At 49.6% G+C, this 25,749-nt stretch carries 21 protein-coding genes; 5 read left to right on the top strand and 16 right to left on the bottom strand.

Going from position 1 to position 25,749, the window contains the following annotated elements:
- Positions 1 to 42 precede the first annotated feature (42 nt).
- From truA to EOE65_RS01350, 10 genes are all read right to left on the bottom strand, one after another.
- Positions 43 to 897 carry a tRNA pseudouridine(38-40) synthase TruA gene (gene truA, locus EOE65_RS01395; RefSeq protein WP_127692504.1) on the bottom strand — a complete coding sequence of 285 codons (855 nt, stop codon included), beginning with the start codon at positions 895 to 897 and terminating at the stop codon, positions 43 to 45.
- Positions 894 to 3,848 carry a FimV/HubP family polar landmark protein gene (locus tag EOE65_RS01390; RefSeq protein ID WP_127692503.1) on the bottom strand — a complete coding sequence of 985 codons (2,955 nt, stop codon included), beginning with the start codon at positions 3,846 to 3,848 and terminating at the stop codon, positions 894 to 896. Before EOE65_RS01390 ends, truA begins: the two co-directional genes overlap by 4 nt.
- 161 nt (positions 3,849 to 4,009) lie before the next feature.
- Positions 4,010 to 5,032: an aspartate-semialdehyde dehydrogenase gene (locus EOE65_RS01385; protein ID WP_164846988.1), complete on the bottom strand. Its 1,023-nt coding sequence runs from the start codon at positions 5,030 to 5,032 to the stop codon at positions 4,010 to 4,012.
- Positions 5,033 to 5,129: 97 nt separating this feature from the next.
- The gene (gene asd / locus EOE65_RS01380) at positions 5,130 to 6,242 is read right to left on the bottom strand and encodes an aspartate-semialdehyde dehydrogenase (RefSeq protein WP_127692501.1); all 1,113 of its coding nucleotides are present in this window, start codon (positions 6,240 to 6,242) and stop codon (positions 5,130 to 5,132) included.
- A gap of 108 nt (positions 6,243 to 6,350) precedes the next feature.
- Entirely contained in the window at positions 6,351 to 7,433 is a 1,083-nt protein-coding gene (gene leuB / locus EOE65_RS01375; protein WP_127692500.1) for a 3-isopropylmalate dehydrogenase, read from the bottom strand.
- A gap of 31 nt (positions 7,434 to 7,464) precedes the next feature.
- On the bottom strand, positions 7,465 to 8,112 hold the full coding sequence (gene leuD, locus EOE65_RS01370) for a 3-isopropylmalate dehydratase small subunit (RefSeq protein ID WP_127692499.1): 648 nt from the start codon (positions 8,110 to 8,112) through the stop codon (positions 7,465 to 7,467).
- An 11-nt stretch (positions 8,113 to 8,123) separates the two neighbouring features.
- Positions 8,124 to 9,545: a 3-isopropylmalate dehydratase large subunit gene (leuC, locus tag EOE65_RS01365; protein WP_127692498.1), complete on the bottom strand. Its 1,422-nt coding sequence runs from the start codon at positions 9,543 to 9,545 to the stop codon at positions 8,124 to 8,126.
- Between the two features lie 339 nt (positions 9,546 to 9,884).
- Entirely contained in the window at positions 9,885 to 10,652 is a 768-nt protein-coding gene (gene hisA / locus EOE65_RS01360; RefSeq protein ID WP_127692497.1) for a phosphoribosylformimino-5-aminoimidazole carboxamide ribotide isomerase, read from the bottom strand.
- Between the two features lie 63 nt (positions 10,653 to 10,715).
- Positions 10,716 to 12,719, bottom strand: coding sequence for a putative bifunctional diguanylate cyclase/phosphodiesterase (locus EOE65_RS01355; protein ID WP_164846987.1), 2,004 nt, complete (start codon positions 12,717 to 12,719; stop codon positions 10,716 to 10,718).
- Entirely contained in the window at positions 12,694 to 14,574 is a 1,881-nt protein-coding gene (locus EOE65_RS01350; protein ID WP_127692495.1) for a sensor histidine kinase, read from the bottom strand. Before EOE65_RS01350 ends, EOE65_RS01355 begins: the two co-directional genes overlap by 26 nt.
- A gap of 300 nt (positions 14,575 to 14,874) precedes the next feature.
- Here EOE65_RS01350 and nosR point away from each other — a divergent pair, with 300 nt between their 5' ends.
- From nosR to EOE65_RS01335, 3 genes are read left to right on the top strand one after another with little or no spacing between them, the layout of a single operon-like run.
- Positions 14,875 to 16,233 (top strand): response regulator c-di-GMP phosphodiesterase, NosR family, encoded by a 1,359-nt coding sequence (nosR, locus tag EOE65_RS01345; protein WP_164846986.1) that lies wholly within the window; start codon positions 14,875 to 14,877, stop codon positions 16,231 to 16,233.
- 59 nt (positions 16,234 to 16,292) lie between these two features.
- Positions 16,293 to 16,844 carry a heme NO-binding domain-containing protein gene (locus tag EOE65_RS01340; RefSeq protein ID WP_127692493.1) on the top strand — a complete coding sequence of 184 codons (552 nt, stop codon included), beginning with the start codon at positions 16,293 to 16,295 and terminating at the stop codon, positions 16,842 to 16,844.
- Positions 16,834 to 17,763, top strand: a complete 930-nt coding sequence (locus EOE65_RS01335) for a sensor histidine kinase (RefSeq protein ID WP_127692492.1) — start codon at positions 16,834 to 16,836, stop codon at positions 17,761 to 17,763. The genes EOE65_RS01340 and EOE65_RS01335 overlap by 11 nt, the downstream gene beginning before the upstream one ends.
- A gap of 57 nt (positions 17,764 to 17,820) precedes the next feature.
- Here the strand turns inward: EOE65_RS01335 and EOE65_RS01330 are convergent, their stop codons facing one another.
- The 6 genes from EOE65_RS01330 to EOE65_RS01305 all read right to left on the bottom strand — a co-directional run bounded on the left by EOE65_RS01330 (position 17,821) and on the right by EOE65_RS01305 (position 23,781).
- Entirely contained in the window at positions 17,821 to 19,002 is a 1,182-nt protein-coding gene (locus tag EOE65_RS01330; protein WP_127692491.1) for a thiolase family protein, read from the bottom strand.
- An 84-nt stretch (positions 19,003 to 19,086) separates the two neighbouring features.
- The gene (locus EOE65_RS01325) at positions 19,087 to 20,013 is read right to left on the bottom strand and encodes a branched-chain amino acid ABC transporter permease (protein WP_127692490.1); all 927 of its coding nucleotides are present in this window, start codon (positions 20,011 to 20,013) and stop codon (positions 19,087 to 19,089) included.
- A gap of 10 nt (positions 20,014 to 20,023) precedes the next feature.
- Positions 20,024 to 20,911, bottom strand: coding sequence for a branched-chain amino acid ABC transporter permease (locus tag EOE65_RS01320; protein WP_127692489.1), 888 nt, complete (start codon positions 20,909 to 20,911; stop codon positions 20,024 to 20,026).
- Positions 20,912 to 21,028: 117 nt separating this feature from the next.
- Positions 21,029 to 22,231: an ABC transporter substrate-binding protein gene (locus tag EOE65_RS01315; protein WP_127692488.1), complete on the bottom strand. Its 1,203-nt coding sequence runs from the start codon at positions 22,229 to 22,231 to the stop codon at positions 21,029 to 21,031.
- Positions 22,232 to 22,291: 60 nt separating this feature from the next.
- Positions 22,292 to 23,002: an ABC transporter ATP-binding protein gene (locus EOE65_RS01310; protein WP_127692487.1), complete on the bottom strand. Its 711-nt coding sequence runs from the start codon at positions 23,000 to 23,002 to the stop codon at positions 22,292 to 22,294.
- Positions 22,999 to 23,781: an ABC transporter ATP-binding protein gene (locus EOE65_RS01305; protein WP_127692486.1), complete on the bottom strand. Its 783-nt coding sequence runs from the start codon at positions 23,779 to 23,781 to the stop codon at positions 22,999 to 23,001. The genes EOE65_RS01310 and EOE65_RS01305 overlap by 4 nt, the downstream gene beginning before the upstream one ends.
- A 304-nt stretch (positions 23,782 to 24,085) precedes the next feature.
- On the opposite strand from EOE65_RS01305, the gene EOE65_RS01300 reads away from it, so the two are divergent.
- Positions 24,086 to 24,502, top strand: a complete 417-nt coding sequence (locus EOE65_RS01300) for a MerR family transcriptional regulator (RefSeq protein WP_127692485.1) — start codon at positions 24,086 to 24,088, stop codon at positions 24,500 to 24,502.
- A gap of 45 nt (positions 24,503 to 24,547) precedes the next feature.
- The gene (locus EOE65_RS01295; protein WP_127692484.1) at positions 24,548 to 25,714 is read left to right on the top strand and encodes an isovaleryl-CoA dehydrogenase; all 1,167 of its coding nucleotides are present in this window, start codon (positions 24,548 to 24,550) and stop codon (positions 25,712 to 25,714) included.
- The last annotated feature ends 35 nt before the right edge of the window (positions 25,715 to 25,749 follow it).

The raw sequence follows: 25,749 nt of genomic DNA, 5'->3' as shown, positions 1-25,749 counted from the left end.
ACTATTAAAGTCAGAAATTCTATCAGATAAGCGGGCATCACGTTAGTGATCACCGGGTAAGAAATAGGGTCCTATCTCTGATGGCGGTAGCTGGTACTTTTCTGGGTACTTAACATCGACAAAGTAGAGCCCAAACGGTGGCGCCGTCACTCCTCCAGCACGCCGATCACGAGCCTCTAAGACGTCTTTAGCCCAAACCGGTTCAGCCTCACCCGCTCCTATTTTCATCAACACACCGGCAAAATTACGAATCATGTGATGTAGAAACGCGTTAGCGCGGACATCAATGACTATCAAACGGCCTTGCTGCGTAATGGTAAGCTCACGCACCTCACGTACCGGGCTTTTGGCTTGGCAGCCCACAGCTCGATAAGATGTAAAATCATGCTGACCAATTAAGTATTGAGCCGCCTCCTGCATCTTGCCGATATCAAGCGTTTTATAGGTCCAAGTAACACCACGACCAAGCACCGCCGGCATCACCTCTTGCGACAGTATCAGGTATCGATAGCGGCGCTCTAGCGCACCAAAGCGTGCGTGAAAGTCAGGCTCAACCTGCTTTGCCCACTTGATCGCAATATCCTCTGGCAAATTGGTGTTCGCACCCATCACCCAAGCCCGGTCCGGCCTTAGAACCGAAGCATCAAAATGGATAATCTGATAGGTCCCACTCACCCCAGCATCTGTCCGCCCGGCACATATCACCGAAACAGGTTCGTTCGCGATTTTAGAAAGTGCTGCTTCAACATGTTGCTGAATTGTGGGCACAGAGCCATCTTTCTGCGACTGCCAGCCTTTGTACTTGGCACCCGCGTATTCTACACATGCTGCATAACGATAAGGGGCGATCGAAATCGCCCCTTGTTGTTGTGCCGAGTCTGTATCAGATCTCGTCAACTCAAGCCCTCCATCAAGCTATTTGCTTCAGCCTTCTGTGCGTCGGATCCTTCATCGGCAATCTCTTTGAGTATTTCACGAGCACCATCCACGTCATCCATGTCAATGTAGGCACGCGCCAAGTCGAGTTTAGTCTCAACTTCATCCGCATTATCGAGGAAGCTAACAGCAGATACCGGATCTGAAACCTCTTCAGAGCTAACCTCTTCCAAAGCAATATCGTTATCGGTGCTATTAAGCAGCGCTTCTAGCTCGGCATCCAATTCCGCATCCAGATCATGCTCAATATTGGACGTTAACTCCTCAGTGACGGCTTCATCAGTCGGGGTATTCGGCAACAACTCTTCCGCATCAAGCTCAACGCCTGCCGTGTCCAAGTCCCCCATTGCAGCATCTGCCGGCGCCTCATCGTCCAGATCAACAGGATCACTCAACAGGTCCGCCACCTCTGGGTGCAAATCTGCCGTTGAATCAAAGTCCAACGCTTCTCCGCTATCCTCAGGGTCAGCAACCTCAGCTGCTTCAGGCTCAGCCAAATCCGCCATATCTAGGTCGTCGAGATTAAAATCAAGCCCATCATCAGCATCATCTGTTGCAGCTTCCGCTTGCGGCTCTGCCTCTAGAGAAGCTAAATCACCTTCGAGCTCAGCGTCCAAGCTATCCAGATCAAAGTCTAGATCGCCCATCTCATCAGACGCCTCAGTAGGTGTATCTGTCGAGAGGTCTTCACTTTCAGCGAGCAAGTTGTCTAGGTCAGCCGAGAGTTCACTATCCAAGCCGCTTTCAACGCCGTTGCTGTCACCAAGACCATCAACATCAAGGTCGAGATCTTCAAGATCCCCGCCTATCAAGTCATCAAGGTCATCTAGCGAGTCTTCCGTTTCAGCCTCAGAAGAATCTACTTCAGCAACGGTTTCATCTAAGTCTAAGCCTTCAAGCTCATCCTCAAGATCAATGCCTAACGACTCTAGTGTTTCGTCGTCATCATCCACATCAGCTAAAGGCTCGATCTTGTCTAGGCCCGAGTTTTGTAGCTCGTCATCCATGTCGTCCATACCGAGCAGCTCGTCAAGACCATCTTCACTTTCGTTTAGAAGGTCGTCGAGTGCGGTATCAACATCTTCAACATTATCTGAATCATCAAGTTCAGCAGCCGTATCCACCAGGGCGTCTGCCTCACTAAGCTCTTTCTCTAGATCGTCCAGACCCAGATCGAACTCGTCGTCTTGCACTGTCTCGTCAAGATCATCTGCCTCATCCAGAATATCGCCTAATAGATCTTCCTCTTCAGGATCCAACTGCGGCGCGGCTTCGGCCTCCTCTGACTCATCTAATGCTAGAGCATCAAGATCACTATCAAGAGACTCGTCAAGATCCAGGTCCATATCCAAATCTAGATCTTCTAGGTCATCTAAATCATCCAGATCGTCAAGGTCAGACAGGCCGTCAAGTTCCGCCTCTAAGTTGCCATCTGCATCACTAGCAGTTACTTCATCGAGTGCATCAGCTGGTGCATCGCCATCTGCAGCAGCTAATTCATCAGCTGCCGCTTCCAGAGCAGCCATCTCTTCAGCAGTTTCATCATCAAGCTCAACTTTTGGCGCCTGCCCTGAGTTGCTAATCGGCTCTAATTCGTCATCAGCATCATCAGATTTTTTCTTACGCAGGAAGAAGAACAATCCAGCGAACAGCGCTAGCAAACCACCCGCTATACCGGCTAAGTACTCTGGCGCAGCCATCAGTTTGTCTAGCAAACTTTCTTCAGGCGGCGGTGGTGGGGGCGCCTGTTTAGCTTTGGCTAACTCATTTTGTAACGTCGCAACTTGCTCGTCTTTTAATTCAACTAAACGCGTTAGAGAGTCTAACTGCTCTTGAATTTTGGACAGCGTCTCTTTTAACTCTGCGTTATCGCGCTCGAGCCGATCAATCGACTCCTGAGACACCGATAGTTGATCTTCTAACGCCTTGTTCTTCTGCTCGAGATCGCCTTCACTTGCTTCTTGTGAATCACTGAGTGCCGCATCCTTTTGGTCAGTCGCATCGCCAGGGGCTACGACTTTAAGCTGCCCTTTCTCTGGGCCAGAAGCAGTATCAGCTTCTTTTGCTTCACTCTTTACGTCCTTTTTTGTTGCATCCACAGGCGCTTTATTCGGCGCAGAGGATTTTGTTCCGCTCTTCCAAGCACTCGTTTGACGACGCACTTCGCTGGCAGCAGCCTTCGAAGACATCGCTCGCGCTTCAGCTTCAGTTGGTAAATCAATCACGACCCCTGCTTTGAGGTTGTTGATATTACCGTTTGGAAAAGCGTGCGGGTTCTTTTTGTAAAGCGCCATCATCATCTGATAAGAGGAGATATCAGGTGCCGCCCGGTGACGGATCGCGATTTCCCACAACGTATCTTTGACATCAACATATGCTTGTGAAGCCTTATCCATACGTGTACGGATATTCGACACATCCGCTTTGCGTGGCGACGGCTGCGCAACAACAGGGGCAACAGGTGCTGCTGCACTCGATATCGCAGGTGCGATTGGGCGTGGTGTAGGGGTTGGATCAAAAACAGGAGGATCAAGTAATACCGTATATTCTCTTATCAATCGGCCGCTTGGCCAGTTCACTTCAACTAAGAAGTTGAGAAACGGCTCACGAACCGGCTCATTAGAGGTCAGAAAAATGGTTCCGCTTCCATTGGGGTTTACACGCACTTGGAAACGAACATTAGACAAGATCCTTGGCTGACTTAACCCCGCAAGGTCAAACTCATCGGCCGTGGCCATTCGTGGCCTAATTTGCAGCGGATTCAAGTCTCTGACTTGATTGAGCTGAATTTCAGCATTGAGCGGTTCGTTCAGTGCTGATTTTATACGGATATCACCTAGCCCTAATGCGTTTGCCTGCGAAGATGCGATTACACCTGCAACAGCGAGACTCAAAGCAAGTTTGCGCAGCATTTTTTGTTTTCCTTAATTTACTCGCGGATATCGACGCCGATAGCCGACGAGTTGCCGGTCCGATACATGAATAAAGTATTATGAAAAACACCTACTGGGTCAAGAAACTAACTGATTAACCATTGATTTACAGTCAGTTTCCCGCCTTTTAGTGTTTTTTGTCATAGAAATTGGGTAGCAAGCTGCTCTGCCAGCAACACAGCATTCTTTGCTGTCGTTACCCGAATGTTATCAGCGGTCACCCAAAAGCTTAGCTTCTGATACCCTGCCGCATCTTCCCGAACACGGCTAACGAAGACGTTTTCGGAACCAACCGTATCCGTTACTGGGGTTGCATAATCCATCTGTGCAACAGCATCAACCAGCTCTACATCGGTACTTTGGCGCCAGATATCACACGCCTCTTCAGCACCGATATAGGCCTGTGTTTCAACGGTCACTTGTGCACTGTCGCCATGAAATACAGGAACAACAACGCAGCTTGGTGTGACGGCAACGCTGGTATCATCCAGCAAACGATGGGTTTCCCATAACAAACTCATCTCATCTTGGGTGAAGCCATTGTCAAGCAATGCGCCAGATTCTGGCAAGACATTGAAGGCGATCTGCTTGCGATACGTGTCTGAGGTGATTTGACGTGCATTCAAGAGCTGCGCCGTTTGCTTCGCTAGCTCGTCAACACCCGCCTTACCTTTACCCGATACGGATTGCAGTGCAGTGATGGTAACAGCTTCAATACCAACCGCTCGATGTATCGCCATGGCAGCAGACCAAACCATCGTCGATGTAGCACTCGGCAAGCTGATGATATTTCGAATCATATAATCAGCTAAACGGTCATCATTGATACCCGCAATAACCATGGGCACATCCGGCTCAAAGCGGAATGCTCCACAAACATCAATCACGATACAGCCTGCATCAGCAGCTAGTGGCACGTATTGCTCGGCCAGTTCTTTCGGGCCTGCAAAAAAGGCGATCTGTGCTTGGCTGAAGTCAAAAGCTTCTATCGCTTGCGGCGCAACAGACTTGTCTTTGAAGCGAACACTATCAACTTCACTCTCCCCGTGTTGTAGCACATACAGAGAGCCAACTGGAAAGTGCCGCTCCTCTAACAAATTCAGAACGCTTTCACCAACTAAGCCTTCTACCCCAACCACTGCAATATCTAATTCTCTTTCCACGCGTGTTCTCTTTACTACAAACTGATACAAAATAGCCCGGGCAAAGCCGGGCTATTCAAAAAGACCTAATCAATTATAGCGCGTCTCGCGCAAAGGGTTAGCCTTCGATCAAAATACGCAGCATTCTGCGCAGAGGCTCTGCAGCACCCCAAAGTAGCTGATCACCTACGCTGAACGCATTCAGGTACTGATTACCCAAGTTCATTTTACGCAAACGACCAACCGGCACACTCAATGTACCTGTTACTTTAGCTGGCGTTAGCTCTGCCGCAGTAACATCACGCTCATTCGGAATCACCTTAACCCATGGGTTAGCTTCAGCAATCATGGATTCGATCTCATCCATTGGCAGATTGTCTTTCAGCTTAATAGTGAAGGCTTGGCTATGGCAACGCATTGCACCAATGCGCACACACGTGCCGTCGATTGGGATTGGTGATTCACCACGCCCCAAGATTTTGTTGGTTTCAACAAAGCCTTTCCACTCTTCACGGCTCTGACCATTCTCTAGCGCAGAGTCGATCCATGGGATCAAGCTGCCTGCTAGCGGCACACCAAAGTTATCGACAGGCATATCAGACGAGCGAATAGTTTCGGCAACACGCTTATCAACTTCCAAAATGGCGCTAGAGGCATCCAGCTGATCCGCTACTGAGCCGTGAATAATCCCCATTTGAGAGATCAGTTCACGCATGTGGCGCGCACCGCCACCCGATGCCGCTTGGTAAGTCATTGACGTAAGCCACTCAATGTGACCACCTTTAAACAGGCCGCCAAGCCCCATCAGCATCAGCGACACTGTACAGTTACCGCCCACAAAGTTCTTCACGCCAGCCGACAAACCTTTGTCGATAACGTTGCGGTTGACTGGATCAAGAATGATGATGCTGTCATCGTCCATACGCAGCGTTGACGCCGCATCAATCCAATAGCCGTTCCAGCCAGACTCACGTAGTTTTGCGAATACCTCTTTCGTGTAGTCCCCACCTTGGCAAGAGATAATCGCGTCCATCGTTTTCAGCTCATCAATGTTGCGAGCGTCCTTCAATGGTGGAATCTCTTTGCCAATATCTGGGCCGGCTTCACCTACCTGAGAGGTAGTAAAGAAGACCGGTTCTTCGATGTAATCGAAATCGCGCTCTTCACGCATGCGTTGCATCAGCACAGAACCAACCATTCCGCGCCAACCGACAAAACCTACACGTTTCATTGGTATCCCCAATATTAAAAAATCAAATCAATGTATAAACAAAGCGGCCAGCACCTATTTCAGGAGCCAGCCACGGGATATTGTTGCGTATTTCTATAAAGGTGTTAATTAGCCTTTCAGGGCAGCAACAACAGCATCACCCATTTCAGAGGTACTCACCTCTTGCATACCCTCAGACATAATGTCTGCGGTACGCAAATTCTGATCAAGCACTTGGCTCACAGCCGCCTCAATTTTATCGGCGGCCTCACCTGCGTCCAATGAGTAACGTAGCATCATGGCAGCTGAAAGAATCGTTGCCAATGGGTTTGCTTTACCTTGCCCAGCGATATCTGGCGCAGAGCCATGGCATGGTTCATACATACCTTTACCATCAACATCGAGTGATGCAGATGGCAACATGCCGATGGATCCTGTCAACATTGCTGCTGCATCGGACAAAATATCACCAAACATGTTACCCGTTACCATAACATCAAACTGCTTCGGAGCGCGAACCAGCTGCATCGCTGCGTTATCCACATACATATGGCTGAGTTCTACGTCCGGATAGTCTTTGGCAAGCTCTTCCATGATTTCGCGCCACAGCACAGTCACTTCAAGAACGTTGGCTTTATCAACCGAGCAAAGCTTCTTGTTACGCGCACGAGCGGCTTCAAACGCAACACGACCGATACGGCGAATTTCGTTTTCGTCGTATACGTAGGTGTTGTAGCCCTCACGGATACCACACTCTTTTTCACGCACGCCGCGTGGCTGACCGAAGTAAATACCGCCCGTTAACTCACGTACAATCAGGATATCCAAACCGGATACCACTTCAGGCTTCAGCGTCGAAGCGTGCGCCAGTTGAGGGTACAAGATCGCAGGGCGTAAGTTACCGAATAGACCCAAGTTCGAACGGATGCCCAACAAACCCTTTTCAGGTCGGATTTGGAAATCTGGATTCGTGTCCCATTTTGGGCCACCAACCGCGCCTAACAAGATAGCATCCGCCGCTTTCGCCGCTTCTAGCGTTGCCTCAGGTAGCGGTACACCATCATTATCGATGGCTGCACCGCCCACCAGCGCTTCGTTGAATGTTAAATCCAACGAGAACTGATCGTTTACCAGAGTCAAAACACGCTTGGCTTGCGCTACGATTTCAGGGCCGATACCGTCACCCGGTAAGATAAGTACGTTCTTCGCCATGATCCTTAATTCCTTAAATATCTATTATCTGTTACTTGATCGCATCGAATAGCCAAGGCGCTTCTTGGCGGCGGCGAGTTTCATAAGCCTTAATATCGTCAGCCTGCTGAAGCGTTAAACCGATATCATCTAACCCGTTTAGCAAACAATGTTTACGGAATGCATCCACGTCAAACGCGAACTCAGTACCTGATGGCGTAACCACCACCTGACGCTCTAGATCCACCGTTAGCTGATACCCCTGCTCAGCTTCAACTTCCTTAAATAGCTGATCGACTTGCGCTTCGTCTAAGACGATCGGCAAAAGACCATTCTTAAAGCAGTTATTGTAGAAAATATCAGCAAAGCTTGGCGCGATAACACAACGGATACCAAAGTCATCCAACGCCCATGGCGCGTGCTCACGGCTTGAACCACAACCAAAGTTCTCGCGCGCCAACATAATGCTTGCACCTTGATAGCGTGCTTGGTTAAGCACGAAATCTGGGTTGAGAGGACGGCCAGAGCAATCTTGATCGGGCTGCCCTTCGTCCATGTAGCGCAGTTCATCAAACAAGTTGGGGCCAAACCCCGAACGCTTGATCGATTTCAAAAACTGCTTTGGAATAATCATATCCGTATCAACATTTGCGCGATCTAATGGCGCGGTGATACCTGTGTGACTCGTAAATTTTTTCATTTGACCGCTCCTTACTCTGCTACCAACTCACGCACATCCACGAAGTGCCCCGTCACGGCTGCCGCAGCCGCCATCGCGGGGCTCACAAGATGCGTACGCCCACCAAAGCCCTGACGGCCCTCGAAGTTACGGTTAGACGTTGAAGCACAGTGCTCACCATTACCCAACTTATCTGGGTTCATCGCCAAGCACATAGAACAGCCCGGCTCACGCCATTCAAGCCCCGCTTCGATGAAGATCTTATCAAGACCTTCCTCTTCCGCTTGCGCTTTCACCAAGCCCGAGCCCGGCACAACCAACGCTTGCTTAACGTTATCAGCCACTTTACGGCCTTTCACGACCGCAGCCGCCGCACGCATATCTTCGATACGTGAATTAGTGCATGAGCCAATAAATACACGATCTAACGCTATATCAGTAATCTTTTGATTCGCAGATAAGCCCATGTAGCTCAATGCTCGACGAATCCCGTCAGCTTTGACCGGATCTGCTTCTTTGTCTGGATCAGGCACGGTTGACTTCACATCAACCACCATCTCTGGTGACGTACCCCACGTCACTTGCGGGATGATATCTTCAGCTTTGATCTCAACCACTTTATCAAACTGGGCATCATCATCAGAAACCAGCTCACGCCAAGCAGCAACAGCAGCATCCCATTGCGCTTCAGATGGTGAGAACGGACGGCCTTTAAAATAGTCGATTGTTGCTTCATCCACCGCAACCAAACCAACGCGCGCGCCCGCTTCGATCGCCATGTTGCAGATCGTCATACGGCCTTCCATTGTGATGCTACGCATCGCAGAGCCGCCAAACTCGATGGCATAACCGGTACCACCTGCGGTACCAATGACACCGATAATATGCAGCACAACATCTTTTGCCGTTACACCTGCGCCCAACTCACCATCAACACGCACAAGCATGTTTTTCATCTTTTTGGCGATCAAACATTGAGTCGCCAAAACATGCTCCACCTCAGAGGTGCCAATACCATGCGCCAGCGCACCAAATGCACCGTGTGTTGAGGTGTGTGAATCACCACAAACTACTGTTGTACCCGGCAAAGTCATACCTTGCTCAGGCCCAACCACGTGCACGATACCTTGGCGTGTATCGTTCATTTTGAACTCAACAATATCGAAATCATCGCAGTTTTGGTCAAGCGTCTTAACCTGAATACGTGAAACAGGGTCGACAATTTCATCAACGCCGCCACTACGGGCCGTGGTCGGAACGTTATGGTCTGGCGTTGCCAAATTGGCATCGATCCGCCAAGGCTGGCGTCCGGCAAGGCGCAGGCCTTCGAAAGCTTGGGGCGAGGTCACCTCATGCAGGATCTGACGATCAATGTAAATTAATGAACTGCCATCTTCGTTCTGTCGAACAAGATGCTGATCCCACAACTTATCGTAAAGCGTCTTACCAGCCATCGGAGTGCTCCTTTCGTAATTGCTCTATTACGGCTCTAGTCTTTCTTGTCTTATACAGCTTATTAAGCTTTGTTAGACGCTATCCTATGCAACTCATTCAAATTATACAAATTCATAATTTTACTAATAGTCATTCCATAGAGGAATAAATAGCGGTGAGCGGTGAGCGGTGAGCGGTGAGCGGTGAGCGGTGAGCGGTGAGCGGTGAGCGGTGAGCGGTGAGCGGTGAGCGGTGAGCGGTGAGCGGTGAGCGGTGAGCGGTGAGCGGTGAGCGGTGAGCGGTGAATAGTCTAACGAATCCGCGCTTGCCAAGCACAAGCGCGGAATATAAGAAGGGCGTTAACCAGCGGAGTGTTGTTGATTCCAGTCTAAGCACTCCTCTAACGTCACGCCGTTGCCACCAAAAATATCTAACGCACTGCCAATCGTTAAATCAACGCGCCCGCTCGATAAGGCATCAACCTGTTTCAGATCCTCTAAAGATCGAGCACCACCGGCGTATGTCACAGGGATACTTGTATGCTCTCCCAAGAAGCTAACCAGCTCTTGATCGATACCGCCCTGCAGCCCCTCAACATCGGCCGCATGAATCAAAAACTCAGCACAGTGCTGTTCGAGTTGCGCCAGCGTTTGTTCTGTAATCGACAACTGAGTTACGGTTTGCCACCGGTTGGTTGCGATATTCCAACCATTCTCAGTACGTCGACAGCTGAGGTCCAGGACAAGCTTGTCGGCGCCGACGGCTGCTTTCATGCGCTCAAGCCGCTCAAAAGAGAAGGTATCGCCCTCGAAAAGATACGAAGTGACGATGACATGGGATGCACCTGCATCAAGATACTCCGCAGCGTTGTCTGGGTTAACACCGCCGCCAAACTGCAATCCGCCGGGCCATGCCGATAATGCTAACAACGCCTGCTCTTTATTCCCCGGGCCAAGTGCTATCACGTGTCCACCTGTGAGCTGATGCTGACGATAAAGGCCGGCGTAGAACGCAGCATCGTTGTCGCTAACGAAATTCGTTTTTGCACCATCGTCATTTAGGCTACCGCCTACAATCTGCTTAACTTTTCCTTGGTGTAGATCGATACAGGGGCGAAACAGTGTCACGGGGTGGCTCTCCTCATTAATAGGAGGCAAATAGTAGCGGATATTGACCTTGGATATAAGCCATCACAATGCGACCGGGCTCTCTTTGCGCCCTGTGCAGATATCAAATACGCGCTGCTGCGCCAGCAAACGACGAAACGCCTCTGGACTAACGGGAGGGCTGAAATAGTAGCCCTGAATCTCATCACAAGCGAGCTCGCGCAGCATATCCAACTGAACCTGAGTCTCTACCCCTTCGGCTACCACGCGAAGCCCTAGGTCGTGGGACATATGGATCACGTTTCTCACTAAATCATAGGTTTCTGAGCTACGCTCCAAATCGACGATAAAAGAGCGATCAATCTTCAACGTATCGATGGGTAAACGATGCAGATAGTTAAGCGAGGAATAGCCTGTTCCAAAGTCGTCAATGGCCAGCCGAACTCCCAAAGCTTTGATCTCTTCCAGTAGTATCAAGCTCTGGGAGATGTCCTGCATCAGAAACGTTTCGGTCACCTCTAGCTCTAACTGCTCTGGATCTAGTCCGGTGTTATCCAAGACAAAGCGCACGCGCTCCACCAAGCTTCCCATCTGGAGCTGACGCCCCGACAAATTGACCGATACCAGAAATGGCGGCAGTCCCTCTTCATGCCATGCGCGGCTCTGGCTGCTTGCCGACGCTAGCACCCACTCGCCAATCGACTCAATCAAACCGCTCGACTCCGCTAGGGGAATAAACTCGGCGGGAGAAACCGCTCCGTGCTCTTCATGCTGCCAACGCAATAGAGCTTCAGCACCGACGATATTGCCACTCTGAAGACATACTTTGGGCTGATAAACCACCGAGAACTGCTCGCACTCCAGCGCACGATAGAGATCGCTTTGCAAACGTACCAAATCTCGCCGACGTTCATTCATCGCTTGATGATAGCGCGGATAAAAGCTCCGCCCGCGTGACTTAGCATAAATGCAAGCGGCTTGCGCGTTTTGTAAGAGCACCTCAGAGTTAGCTCCATCCTCCGGTCCGATCGCAAACCCAGCATTGAAGCTGATATGCAGATCACGACCGTCAAAAGGGATCAAGCGTTCAAACGGTTGCAGTAGCTCACGGATTAGATTGATCCCCTGTTGCATATCCCCGATATCTGCGGCGAGCATCACAAACTCATCACCGCCCATACGACCGATGATGCTATGCAAGGGTTTATTCGCAACCAATAACTCAGCCACCCGAGATAAGATACGGTCAGCTTCACTGTAGCCAAGGTAGTCGTTAAAGTTTCTAAACCCACTCAAGTCGAGATAGGCCACCATAACCGAGGGCTGCTCGGCAGCCATCACTGAATCAAGGTGCGAGATCACCTCGGACCGGTCCAACAATTGCCGTACACCTAAAACGGCAGTGCGGTTGTGGGCTTCGATACTCAAAATCCAGCGCTGGTTACACGCAGGCTTACTGCGCAGATGGAGAGCACGCTCTTGGTCAAGATCAACCAGTTCAATATGACCACCACGTAAACTAAAGAGTAGGTCAAACTGCTCCTTTCTCATCAAGGGTAGGAACTGAATAACCGAGTGCCCCATCGCACTGCTCTGTTCAATACTAAGCTGCTGACACGCCGCAGGGTTGATTGCATAGATCATGCCATTATGATCTACCTCAACCAATGCGAGGCTTTCCGCCCCAAGGCGTGTCAGCCCTGCTCGCTTTTGCAAATCCTCCCAATGCAGATAAGCCTGTTCCACCTCTTCCACTAGCGCTGCATCGTCCCAAGGTTTCTCGAGGAACTTGTATACCGCGCCGCTATTGAGCGCGAGTAGTACAGACTGCAGGTCGGCATAGCCGCTTAGAATCATACAGACCGTATCCGGGAAACGAGCTTGCACCTCGGCAACAAGCTCACCACCGGTCATATGAGGCATCCGAAAATCTGTCATTACGACATGAAAGTCCTCATGCTCCATCAATGCCAGCGCTTCTTTACCAGACTCTGCTATTTGCACAGCGAAACCAGCTCGTTTAAAAAGCCGCCGTAACGCTTTGAGAATGGCTACTTCGTCATCAACCAGCAGTAGTTTCTTCTGCATGCTGTTGCTCCTCAGTAACATCAACGTGTGGTGGTTTTAGCGGTAGGCGCACAGTAAAGGTTGTGCCCTCACCCACTTGACTCTCGACTGAAATAACCCCTCCATGCTTCTCGACAATGCCATGACTGATCGATAGCCCAAGCCCGGTACCCTTGCCGGCAGGCTTTGTAGTAAAGAACGGATTAAACAGGCTCTTCTTGGTGCGCTCATCCATACCGCTACCGGTATCACGCACTTTGATCACAACGCAGCTATCTTCGGACTGGGTAGAAATAAAGATATCTCCAGAGCCTTGTATAGCTTGTGAAGCATTGACGATTAAATTCATGAAAACCTGATTCAATTGGCCAATGTTACAGATCACCTGCGGTAGCTGATCGTAACTCTCATGCACAGTGCAATGGTACTTCAGCTCGTTCCAAACAACCTTAAGCGTACTGCGCACACCTTCGTTGATATCAGCAGCCTCAAACGCCCCGGAGTCCACCCGCGCAAAGTCTTTTAGTCCGGCCACAATGCCAGAAACGCGCTGGATACCCTCCATCGATTCACTTAATAACGGCTCAATATCTTCAATGAGAAAATCGATATCGTGTTGCTCTTTCAACGCATTTAATTGATCTTTTAACGCAGCAATCTCGTTTGAATGCGCAACCGCACTGTCCACATCCCGAACATAAGCCTCGAGTGAGCCGGCATAATTTTGTAGTGAGCCCAAGTTACTTTTCACAAACCCAATAGGGTTGTTGATCTCGTGTGCAACACCGGCTGCCATCGTGCCAAGACCCGCCATTTTCTCTGACTGCACAAGATACTTTTGGCTTCGCTGCAGCTCATCATTCGCCTCAACTAAGCGATCATGACTGTGCTTTAACTCTTTCTCACGTTTTAAGAGCGTGTCATACATCTCATTGATACTGCGCGCCATCTGCGCGGTTTCGTACCAACTGTGATTCTCCTTGAGGCGCGAAATCTTGCCACTCCACAACAACTTAACGCCTTGGCTCAGTTCGCTAATCGGCTCAGCGAGCTGCTTCTTACTCCAGAAAAAAGCAATGCCAGTGATAATCAACGACATCAAAACGATGAGCACAACCAAGCTGGTAATAAGTGCGGCGCCCTCCTCTCTGACAACGCGATCGTCGACGACAAAAGAGAACTCCAAACCCGCTTTTGGCCACGGCACTCGAATCAGATCGCCTGTTACACGGCTCCCTAACTGAGCCACAGCAACGTTATTTTTCAGAATGTCCAACGCAATACCATCCCACACGGCAGCCCACTCTTTTGACTGACGAAGCTCGTCAAAGGGAATTTCAGTTATCAGCGCGCCGGCTGGTTTATCTAAGGAGAATACTGGCAGGGCGATACGCCAGTAGAGGTTTCCAGCAACCGCATTAAGCGATATATGAGCAGGCTGTTTAGCAGTAGGCTGACTGCCGGCAATAAACGTGGTTAACCAATCGGCACCCTTGTAGTGGATTGACGGGTGCTCCTGCGTCGTGGATATGGTTTTACCCAAAGGGTCTACAAGTGTTTCTTTATATTGCCGACCCAGCACTTGAAAGCCATACATGAAATCACTGACATAACCTGCCATTGAGTCTGGCTGGATAACACCATGCGCTAGTACAGAGAACTCGGCATGGTCACGCAAAATGGTTACTCGGTCATCAATAAAACGGTCAAAGCGCGCGACGATTAGAGCAATCTCTTTCTCAATCCGCTGCTGTTCAGACGCCTCCATGAAACTACCTACTCGGTATGCCACAAGTACCGCTAACAGGCTCCCAAGTAGTAGCGTGCTGATCGCGGTTAGCCTGACAATGCCTGTTGCTAGACGTGACCTATTCATGCCTTCACCATCGTTATGCACCCAATATCGTGGCGTTCGATCATCGTTACTACGCCTGCATTATTGATCGAACATCCCAACACTAAAAGCCGCAAGAAGACTGCGTCAAACACAATACAACAGCCTAAATATCAAACAGTAAAACAAGATTTCACGATTACATTCGCGTTCATAAAAATCTCGCTTACACTTAAAACATAGTCTTTTCTTGTAAAAGTGCGCAGTTTTCATGGGCAAAACAGTTAACTTCATCGGAGCCTATGAGTAACACTTAAGTTATTAATAATAATGAGGTTGTTTATGCCAGATACCACAGCCGGCATTGCGCAAAGCCCTGCTACTCCTGAAGCACCGCTCACGTGGAACATCCTATGCGTCGATGATGAAGAGAGCGTTGTTAAAGCACTTCGCCGCCTGCTGCGACAGGGTCCCTATAAAGTGTTTCCAGCATTAAGCGGAGCAGAAGGGCTCAAGATTATGGCCGAGCAAAACATCGATCTTGTTATCTCAGATATGCGTATGCCCGAGATGTCTGGCGCAGACTTTTTAACTGAGGTCGCAACGCAACACCCCAACTGCATTCGCATCCTGTTGACCGGCTATTCGGACATGGACTCGACGATCAAAGCGGTCAACGATGGACAGATCCATCGCTACATCCAAAAACCGTGGAACAATGAGGATCTGCTCTTGATACTTGAGCAGTCCTTAGAGCGCGTCAGATTAGAGCGAGAGAACAAGCGTTTGCTAGTGCAAGTGGAAGCACAAAACAAACAGCTGCAAGGCATGAATGAACAGCTCGAAGAGAAGGTAAATCAGCGCACCGAGCAGATTCGGATGGCACTGGCGAAGCTCGAGAAAGCCAACCTACAAGTTAGAGACAACCTCAACTCTACGATTCGTACATTCTACAACTTAATCAGCTTGAACCCCCATTTAGGCGGCAGCGCTGCAGTTAAAACGGGTGAGCTGTGTAAGCTGTTTTGCTTAAAGCTCGGTGTGGACAAAGCTAAAATCCGCGAAATTCAGCTCGCTGGGCTATTAGCGGAACTGGGACTCCTTGGCCAGCCTGCCGAGCTGTTAAGCAAACCTATCGAGTTGATGACACCGGAGGAGTTGACCAGGTTCAAATCTCACCCCATCTCTGCCCACGTCGCGCTGGCGCCTGCAACAGGACTGAGCGGTGTAGCCGAAATTATTCGCCATCAATACGAGCAGTTAGACGGTAGCGGCTTTCCCGACAAGCTCACTAAAGAGCAGATACCACTAGGCTCAAAAATTCTCGCGGTATCCAGAGACTACATCTACGCGGTTGAGGGCAAACTCAAAAAGACCCGAACCAGCTCACAAGGTGCTATAGAGCTACTCATCATGGGGGCTGGTAGAGCTTATGATGGCGAGCTGGTCGACCTGCTACCGGCTCTCGTTTCCCGTTTAACATCAGAGCAAGCACTTAGCGACAATGAGCATATTATTTCGCTAGAAAAGCTGGTCCCGGGCATGTTGCTCACACGCAGCTTACTGAATCAAAACGAGATCATGCTGCTTCCAGAAGGGCATGTTTTTACCGAAGAAACGATCAAACGTCTCAAAGCATTTGAGGAGACCGAACGCACACCGCTGGAGTTGTACGTCATTGACCGCTCCAAAGCGCCCTAGAACAAGGCTCACGCAACAAGGGAGTTGCAAGTGAGCCACAAATAAAAGCGAGGCCACCTATGAAAGGTATCGTATTCAATATACTCGAAGAGATGGTCATAGAAAAGTGTGGTATGGCCGCTTGGAATGAGCTGTTAGAAACCGCTTTACCCGATGAAGATGGCGCTTTCACCGCCGGCAAGAGCTATCCAGACGAGAACTTGTTCGCCCTCGTACACGCAGCTAGCGCCAAGCTCGAAACGCCAGCAGAGCAAATTATTAGTGGGTTAGGTGAATATATGTTTGGCGAACTTGCGAAGCGTTATCCTATTTTTATAGAGCAGGCACCAGACCTAAAGACTTTTCTTCTCAGTGTCGATCAAGTGATACACACCGAAGTCCGCAAACTATATGACGACCCTAACCTTCCCTCGTTCGAGTACACCCAGCTCGACAGTGGTGCGCTGCTCATGGAGTACCGCTCGCCGCGTAAACTCTGCATACTGGCCGAGGGATTAATTCGCGGCGCCGCTCACCACTACCAAACGCCTATCACACTCAGCCACCCAACGTGCATGCACACCGGTTCAGACCACTGCGACTTAATCGTGGAGTTTGGTGATGAGCAATGATGATAACCCCTATATCAAAGCTTATGAGCGGGAAAAGCGCGCTCGCCTAGAGGCCGAGCGCCAACTCGAAGATTCCAGCCGGATCATTTATAAGAAAAACCAAGCGCTTGAAGACAGTTACGAAAAGCTCAAGTCACAACAAGCGCTGATGCTAAAGCAGGAAAAGTTAGCAACGCTTGGCACACTATCCGCCGGTGTTGCACATGAAATTAACAACCCCTTGGCATTTGTCGCCAGCAATGTGTCCACGCTACAAAGCTACCTTCAGTTATACCAACACGTACAAACGCTTCTGGAAACTCATTACCCGAGGGAGACGATGGTGCCCGCTTTAAGGAGCTACCTTGAGGCTAATGATTTTGAATACATCAATGAAGATGCCGAGGAGTTACTCGAAGACACACTTGAAGGCTTAAAACGAGTTGCCAACATTGTGCAGAGCTTAAAAAACTTCGCCTATGACCAACCTGCCAAGCGACAAAGCGCTGATATTAACGAAGGAATAGAGAGCACACTCAAGTTGCTGAAACTGCCGCTTGAGCATATTGAAGTGGAAAAACACCTCGCACCGCTACCCAACATCGACTGTAATCCTAGCGAGCTCAATCAGGTCATTCTAAACCTACTGACGAATGCAGCTGATGCCCTCGATGGCCGTTCCCAACCGAAGATCAGCATCAAAACTTACCTCAACGGGAGTGAGATCCTCATTACTATTAGCGACAACGGCTGCGGTATGCCAGAAAGCGTGGTGAGTAATATTTTTGTTCCGTTTTTCACCACCAAAGACGTGGGCAAGGGAACAGGGATGGGTATGTCTATCTCTTACGGCATTGTCGAAAGCCACGGTGGCAGTATTGAAGTGATCAGCGAGGAGGATAAAGGGAGCGAATTTACGATCCGACTTCCCGTTACATAGCAAAAAGCTCCAGCATCTTAACGATACGGGAGCTTTGTTTGCTAAACGCGCTGAAATTTAGAGCATTTCAACAGCAACCGCCGTTGCCTCGCCCCCGCCGATGCATAGAGACGCAACGCCTTTTGACTTGCCCGCATTCTTAAGTGCATACAGCAGCGTAACCAAGATGCGCGAGCCACTTGAACCAATTGGATGACCCAACGCACAAGCGCCGCCGTTAACATTGACCTTATCGGCATCTAATCCTAGCTCAGAGATTGCCAACATGCTCACAACCGCGAATGCTTCGTTGATCTCATAAAGATCAACATCATCTTTGCTCCACCCTGCGCGAGCGAGGACTTTCTCAATCGCTCCAATCGGCGCAATCGTGAATTCAGCAGGGAGTTGTGCGTGAGTAGAGTGAGCAGCGATACGCGCTAGTGGCTGCAAACCACGCGCTTTTGCCTCAGACTCTTTCATCAATACCAATGCTGAACCACCATCGGAGATAGAGCTTGAGTTTGCCGCAGTAACCGTACCGTCCTTTTTAAAGGCAGGCTTTAGTTGACGAATCTTATCAATGCGCGCATTACCCGGCTGCTCATCGATAGCAACTTCAACGTCCCCTTTACGCGATTTCACAGTTACCGGCGTAATTTCGTCTTTGAATGCACCTGTCTCGATCGCTTTAAGTGCTTTCTCGAGTGAGCTGATGGCAAAATCATCCATCGCTTCACGAGTGACGGCATAATCGTCAGCTGACTTTTGTGCATATGTGCCCATCAAGCCGCCTTCGTAGGCGTCTTCAAGACCATCAAAAAACATATGGTCAATAACCTGGCCATGGCCCATTCGCATACCACCACGAGCCTTTGGCAAAATGTAAGGTGACTGACTCATGTTTTCCATACCGCCTGCAACCATAACATCCACCTGGCCAGCCATAATCTGATCATGCGCTAACATGACAGCTTTCATACCAGAGCCACACATTTTGTTAATTGTTGTCGCGCCCGCTGCATCAGGGATACCAGCTGCACGAGAAGCCTGACGTGCCGGTGCTTGGCCCAAACCTGCAGGCAGCACACATCCCATCACGACTTCATCAACATCAGAACCCTCGATACCCGCACGCTCAATCGCTGCCTTGATCGCCGTAGCACATAAATCTGGGGCACGCACATCGCTCAATGCTCCCATCATGCCACCCATTGGTGTGCGTGCGGCACTAACAATAACTACAGAATCCTGACTCATTACCTTATTCCTCAGTTTACGTAAACGTTAACTACAGCGTAACAAAAAAGCCCCTATAGCGACATAGGGGCTGGGGATGACTAATTAACTAAAGTTACGCTTAATAACTTTCTGAATTTCACCAACGATACCGCTACGGAACGCTAGTACACATACGATGAAGATAATACCCATGATGATATGGATATAGTTGCCAAGCTCACCACCCGATAGGAAGTTTTGGATGCTGACAATCGTTGCAGCGCCAACGAACGGGCCAAAAATTGTACCCATACCACCTAACAATGTCATAAGCACGACCTCGCCCGACATGTGCCAGTGAACATCCGTCAGTGATGCCAACTGGAAGACGAGCGTCTTGGTAGAACCTGCCATACCAGCTAACGCAGCCGAGATAACAAACGCAACCCATTTATAGTCGTTGACGTTGTAACCCAATGAAGTAGCACGCGCTTCGTTTTCGCGAATCGCCTTTAACACCTGCCCGAAAGGTGAATGCACCGTGCGGTTAATCAACCAAAAGCCCGCTAGGAAAATCGCGAATACGAAGTAGTACATATTCATGTTGTCAGACAGGTCGATGAAGCCAAACAGCTCTCCGCGTGGAACACCCTGTAGCCCATCTTCACCGCCGGTAAAAGGCGCCTGGAGGTAAACGAAGAACATCAGCTGCGCAAGCGCCAAGGTCACCATCGCAAAATAGATACCCTCGCGCTTTACCGCAAGCTTACCGTAAACCGCACCCAGAATAGCCGCAGCAGCCGTACCTGCCAAAATACCAAGTTCTGGCGTGATACCGGTGTTCATCATTAGGTAACCAGTAATGTAACCACCGGTACCTAAGAACACGGCGTGTCCGAAAGATAGCAAGCCAACAAAACCGAGCAGCAGGTTAAATGCGGAAGCAAATAGTGCAAAGCACAGTACTTTCATTAAGAAGACAGGGTACAGAACCAAAGGTGCAACCAGACCGAGCCCAACTAATGCGATATTAAACTTAGAGATCTTCATGCTGTACTCCTTACGCCTCTTTACCAAATAAACCAGCTGGCTTGAGCAGCAGCACAATAACCATTACGAAGAAAATAACCGTCGTAGACGCTTCTGGGTAGAAGTACTTAGTCAAGCCTTCAACCACACCCATCGCCAAGCCGGTTAAGATCGCGCCGCCAATCGAACCCATACCGCCGATAACTACGATTGCAAACACGACAATAAGGATATTAGATCCCATCTCTGGAGATACGGAATAAACAGGTGCGGCCATAACACCAGCAAAGCCGGCAAGCGCAACACCAAAGCCGAACGTCAGTGTCACCATTAGCGGAACGTTAATACCAAACGCCTGCATCAGCGCTGGGTTTTCAGTACCCGCACGCAAATATGCACCGAGTTTAGTTTTTTCGATCATCCACCAAGTGCCGACACAGACAATCAGTGACGCAACGATAATCCAAGCGCGATAGTTTGGCAGATACATGAATGGCAGACGTGTACCACCCTTGAGCTCATCTGGGATCGCGTAAGGGAGACCTGAAGAACCAAACCAATGAGTAAACAGCCCTTGCAAAACCAGCGCAAAACCAAATGTCAGCAAGAGTGAATATAGGTGATCTTCGTTTGCGATAGGGCGAATCAAGAAGCGCTCCATCAAGATGCCCACCGCCCCGACGGCTAATGGAACGAAGATTAATGCAAACCAGTAATTCATACCGAGGTATTGAAGCGCTAGGAACGCTGCAAACGCACCCAGCATGTACATCGCACCCTGAGCAAAGTTGATAATCTTAAGCAGACCAAAGATGATCGCCAAGCCCAAACTCAGTAATGCGTAGAAAGAACCATTGATTAAGCCAACCAGCAGCTGCCCAGATAGAGCAAATAGGTTGATCCCTAGAAACGTCGCCATAGTTTTACCCCAAAAATTCGCTCCCACCTAAGTAAGAGGCGAACAATGCCCGCCCTGAGCCACCTCTGCGGGCGGCTCAAGGGTCAGATACTCAGTAACTGAACGGGCTAGTTTTTATTATTTGAACTCACACTCAGGCAGCATTGGTGCGAATGCTTGGTCGCCTGGGATAACTTTTTCGATATTGAAAATATTATCGCTAGTCTTACGCTCAGACTCTTTTGTGATGTTCACTAGGTACATGTCGTGAACCATACGGCCATCGGCACGTAGGTAAGCGTTCTTAGCGAAGAAGTCATTTGGCTTGTTAGCCTTCATTACCTTCATTACAGCGTCAGAATCGTCAGTACCTGCTTCTTTTACAGAGTTCAGGTAGTGCATCGTTGCCGAGTAAGCACCAGCGTGAGGCATTGCTGGAATTTTACCGTGACGCTCTTTAAAGCGAGCACTCCATTCGCGCGCTTCCGCATCGCGATCCCAGTAGAAACCCGTTGTTGTTTTCATGCCACCAGCGATAGCTGGATCAAGCGCTTGAGCGTTTGGTGTAAACACGAGCAAGCCGGCAACATCCATCATCTCAGTAAGACCGAACTCAGCCGCAGTTTTCAGGGAGTTGACGAAATCAGCACCCGCATTTGCTAGGCCAACAACATCAGCACCAGATGCTTGCGCCTGTAGGATGTAAGAGGAGAAGTCAGTTGTACCTAACGGTGCTCGAACCGCACCTACCACTTCACCACCTTCAGATTTGATAACCTTAGATGCAACGCCCTCTAGTGCATGACCGAAAGCGTAATCAGCTGTGATAAAGAACCACTTTTTCTTACCTGATTGCACCATTGGCTTAACCGTACCGTTAGCCAATGCAACTACGTTGTAAGTCCAGTGAGCGTTGTATGGAGAACATGCTTTCGTCGTAAACGCGTTACTTGCAGATGCAGCAATTAGCGCGATCTTTTTGTTGTCGGTTGTAACTTTAGTTACAGCACCTGTCACTGACGACGCAACCAAACCTGTTACAACGTCAACGCCTTGGCTTTCAACCCACTCACGAACCTTAGCCGAACCAACATCTGGTTTGTTTTGGTCGTCGGCAGAAACGATCTCAATTGGCTTGCCTAGTACTTTGCCACCGAAATCTTCAACGGCCATTTCAACAGCTGTCACACAGCCTGGGCCACATACATCAGCGTAAACACCACCCATGTCCGCAAGGACACCAATTTTTACTTTGTCGTCAGATACATTTGCGTGCGCTACAGACGTAGTCATTGCAACAGCCATTGCAGCAGACAGCAGGGTTTTGTTCATAGATTTCATCGTCACTCTCCTGGATTCGAGATTTTTATTTTTATACTTCAAGGAAGACATCTGAACTGCTCAGACGCCCAGATAGGTATTCAGCAACTCTGTTTTCTCTTTGAGTTCATGTGCATGAACTTCTTCGACAATATGGCCGTGCTCCATCACATAATGTCGATCAGCAATTGGCGCCGCAAAACGGAAGTTCTGCTCCACCAGCAAAATGGTTAACCCACGCTCTTTGAGCTTCATGAGTACTTCGCCCAGTTTCTGGACGATAACGGGTGCCAAGCCTTCGGTAATTTCATCTAATAGCAAGATATTGGCACCCGTGCGAAGAATGCGCGCTAACGCAAGCATCTGCTGCTCACCGCCAGACAAACGAGTCCCCTGACTCATGCGGCGCTCGTACAAGTTTGGAAACATCTCATAGATCTCTTCCACGCTCATACCATCAGAACGAACCGATGGCGGCAGCATCAGGTTTTCCTCAACATTTAAGCTTGAGAAAATACCGCGCTCCTCCGGGCAGAAACCCATACCAAGATGAGCGATACGGTGTGCAGGCATATCAATCGTTTCATTACCGTTGATTACGATGGAACCTGTACGGCGCCCCACCATATTCATGATCGCCTTCAGCGTTGTAGAACGACCCGCACCGTTACGGCCCAGTAGCGTTACCAGCTCGCCTTGCTGGATGGTCATATCGATGCCATGCAAGATGTGCGATTCGCCGTAAAATGCATGTAGATCGCTGATGCGGACCTTTTCACCTGTTGAACTCATGCCGCTTCCTCCGACTCATCTGCAGCAACACCGAGATATGCCTCTTTAACACGTGGGTCAGCCGAAACTTTTTCGTATGTTCCCTCGGTCAAGATAGCGCCACGCTGCAACACGGTAATCTGGTCAGCTAACTTAGATACGACGTGCAAGTTGTGCTCTACCATCAAGATCGTGCGATCCTTGGATACCTTCTTGATAAGGTTCGCTACGACATCAACATCTTCGTGCCCCATACCCTGAGTCGGCTCGTCGAGAAGCATCAGTTCAGGCTCAAGTGCCAATGTTGTAGCAATCTCCAGAGCGCGCTTGCGCCCGTACGAAAGGTCAACCGTTGTCGCGTCTGCAAAATCAGCCAGACCAACTGAGTCAAGCAACTCCACCGCACGATCATTCAGGTTGTCTAATACACTTTCATGACGCCAGAAATGGAAGCTATTCCCTTCTTTACGCTGCAAAGCGACACGAACATTCTCCAAAACACTGAGGTGTGGAAACACAGCAGAGATCTGGAAAGAACGCACCACGCCTTTGCGGGCGATGGCAGCTGACTTCATCGACGTAATATCGTCGCCGTTATAGAGAATTCGGCCCGACGTAGGCGTCAAAAATTTGGTCAACAGGTTGAATACGGTGGTTTTGCCCGCGCCGTTTGGCCCAATAAGCGCATGGATATGACCACGCTGAACCTTCAGATTGACATCATCGACGGCGGTAAAACCCTTAAACTCTTTAATCAGGTTCTGGGTTTCCAGAACATAATCTGAACTATCTGCACTCATTGCGGATACTAAGCCTCTTTTGTTCTTATTGTGCAGTTGCACTGTTGTGTGCGTGGCTGCGTGGCTTCCTGCTTACGTTCGCGTAAGCCGTGATCCAAAATTAGCAATTTCCCTTACTGAAAGCCAAGTACTACTTTGGTATTACTACCCTGCATTAACCACCAACAACCCCAAAAAAACTGTTAAAAAACAGTGAGATGACAATAAAAAAACCTTTTATGGTAGACTTTAGACACACCCTTTTCTTGCTTTACGTTTACGTAAACTTCCGATACATTGTGAAATAAAAAATAAGTAAATAAATATGGAAAAACAGGCTACCTATTCAATCAGTGAGTTGGCGAGCGAGTTCGACGTAACAACGCGCAGTATCCGTTTTTATGAAGACCAAGGATTACTCTCACCACGCCGCCGCGGCCAGACGCGCATCTACAGCCGCCAAGACCGTGTGCGACTCAAACTGATCCTCCGTGGGAAGCGTTTAGGCTTCTCACTGGCAGAAACCCGTGAACTGTTCGACCTTTGGGACGAAACACTCTCGGGCAGTGAAAAGCAGTTAAAACTGCTACTGGACAAGATTCACCAGCGCCGCAGCGCGCTGGAGCAACAACTTAACGATATCGCGATGGTTCAACTGGAGCTGGATAGCGCTGAGGCGCGCTGTCAAGAAGCACTAGAAGAGCTGGCGAGCAAAAAACAACAAAAAGCAAACTCCGCCTGAGCTAATCAAGGCGCGAGAAAGATAACCAAGGGTAAGGGTGTCACTATGATCTCACAATACACTGAACTGAACTTCGGTCTGGGCGAAACTATCGACATGCTTCGTGAGCAGGTCAATAGCTTTGCGGCGCAGGAGATTGCGCCACGTGCAGAACAAATTGACCAAGAGAACGAGTTCCCGAACGACCTGTGGCGCAAGTTTGGCGACATGGGCCTGCTCGGTATTACAGTTGATGAAGCTTACGGTGGCGTTGGTATGGGCTACCTTGCTCATATCATCGCGATGGAAGAGATCAGCCGTGCGTCTGCCTCTGTTGGCCTATCATACGGTGCGCACTCCAACCTCTGCGTTAACCAGATTCACCGTAACGGCACCGAAGAGCAAAAGCAGAAATACCTGCCTAAGCTTGTCAGCGGTGAGCACATCGGTGCATTGGCGATGTCTGAGCCAAATGCAGGTTCGGACGTGGTATCTATGAAGCTAACGGCGCGCGATAACGGTGACCACTACCTACTCAATGGCAACAAGATGTGGATCACTAACGGTCCTGATGCCAACACCTATGTTATCTACGCTAAAACTGATATCACTGCTGGCCCACGTGGCATTACAGCTTTTATCGTTGAGCGTGACTTCCCAGGGTTCAGCCGCCACCAGAAACTCGACAAGCTGGGTATGCGCGGATCAAACACCTGTGAGCTAGTGTTCCAAGATTGCCCGGTTCCTAAAGAGAACATCCTGGGCGAACTCAACGGTGGCGTAAAAGTATTGATGAGCGGCCTGGACTACGAACGTTTAGTCTTATCCGGTGGCCCGCTAGGCATCATGCAAGCGGCAATGGATATCTGCGTACCCTATATCCGCGACCGCCAGCAGTTTGGCCAGCCAATTGGTGAATTCGAGCTGGTACAAGGCAAAATTGCCGATATGTACACGCTGATGAACGCATCAAAATCCTATGTTTACCTCAACGGTATGGCAGCAGAACGCGGCGAAACATCCCGTAAAGATGCTGCTGGCTGTATCCTCTACTCGGCCGAAATGGCAACTAAGATCGCTCTGGATGCGATTCAGTTATTGGGTGGTAACGGCTATATCAATGAGTTCCCAACAGGTCGTCTATTGCGCGATGCCAAGCTTTACGAGATTGGCGCAGGGACTTCTGAGATCCGCCGTATGTTGATCGGACGCGAGCTGTTCCTTAACAAGTAAGCTCCCCTTCGCAAAAACCTTCTAATTTTAGGACT

The sequence above is a fragment of the Neptunomonas marina genome (assembly GCF_004005935.1).
Taxonomy (GTDB): Bacteria; Pseudomonadota; Gammaproteobacteria; order Pseudomonadales; family Balneatricaceae; genus Neptunomonas; species Neptunomonas marina.
Note: the sequence above shows the minus strand (reverse complement) of the source record. Positions and strands in the feature narration are given on the sequence as shown.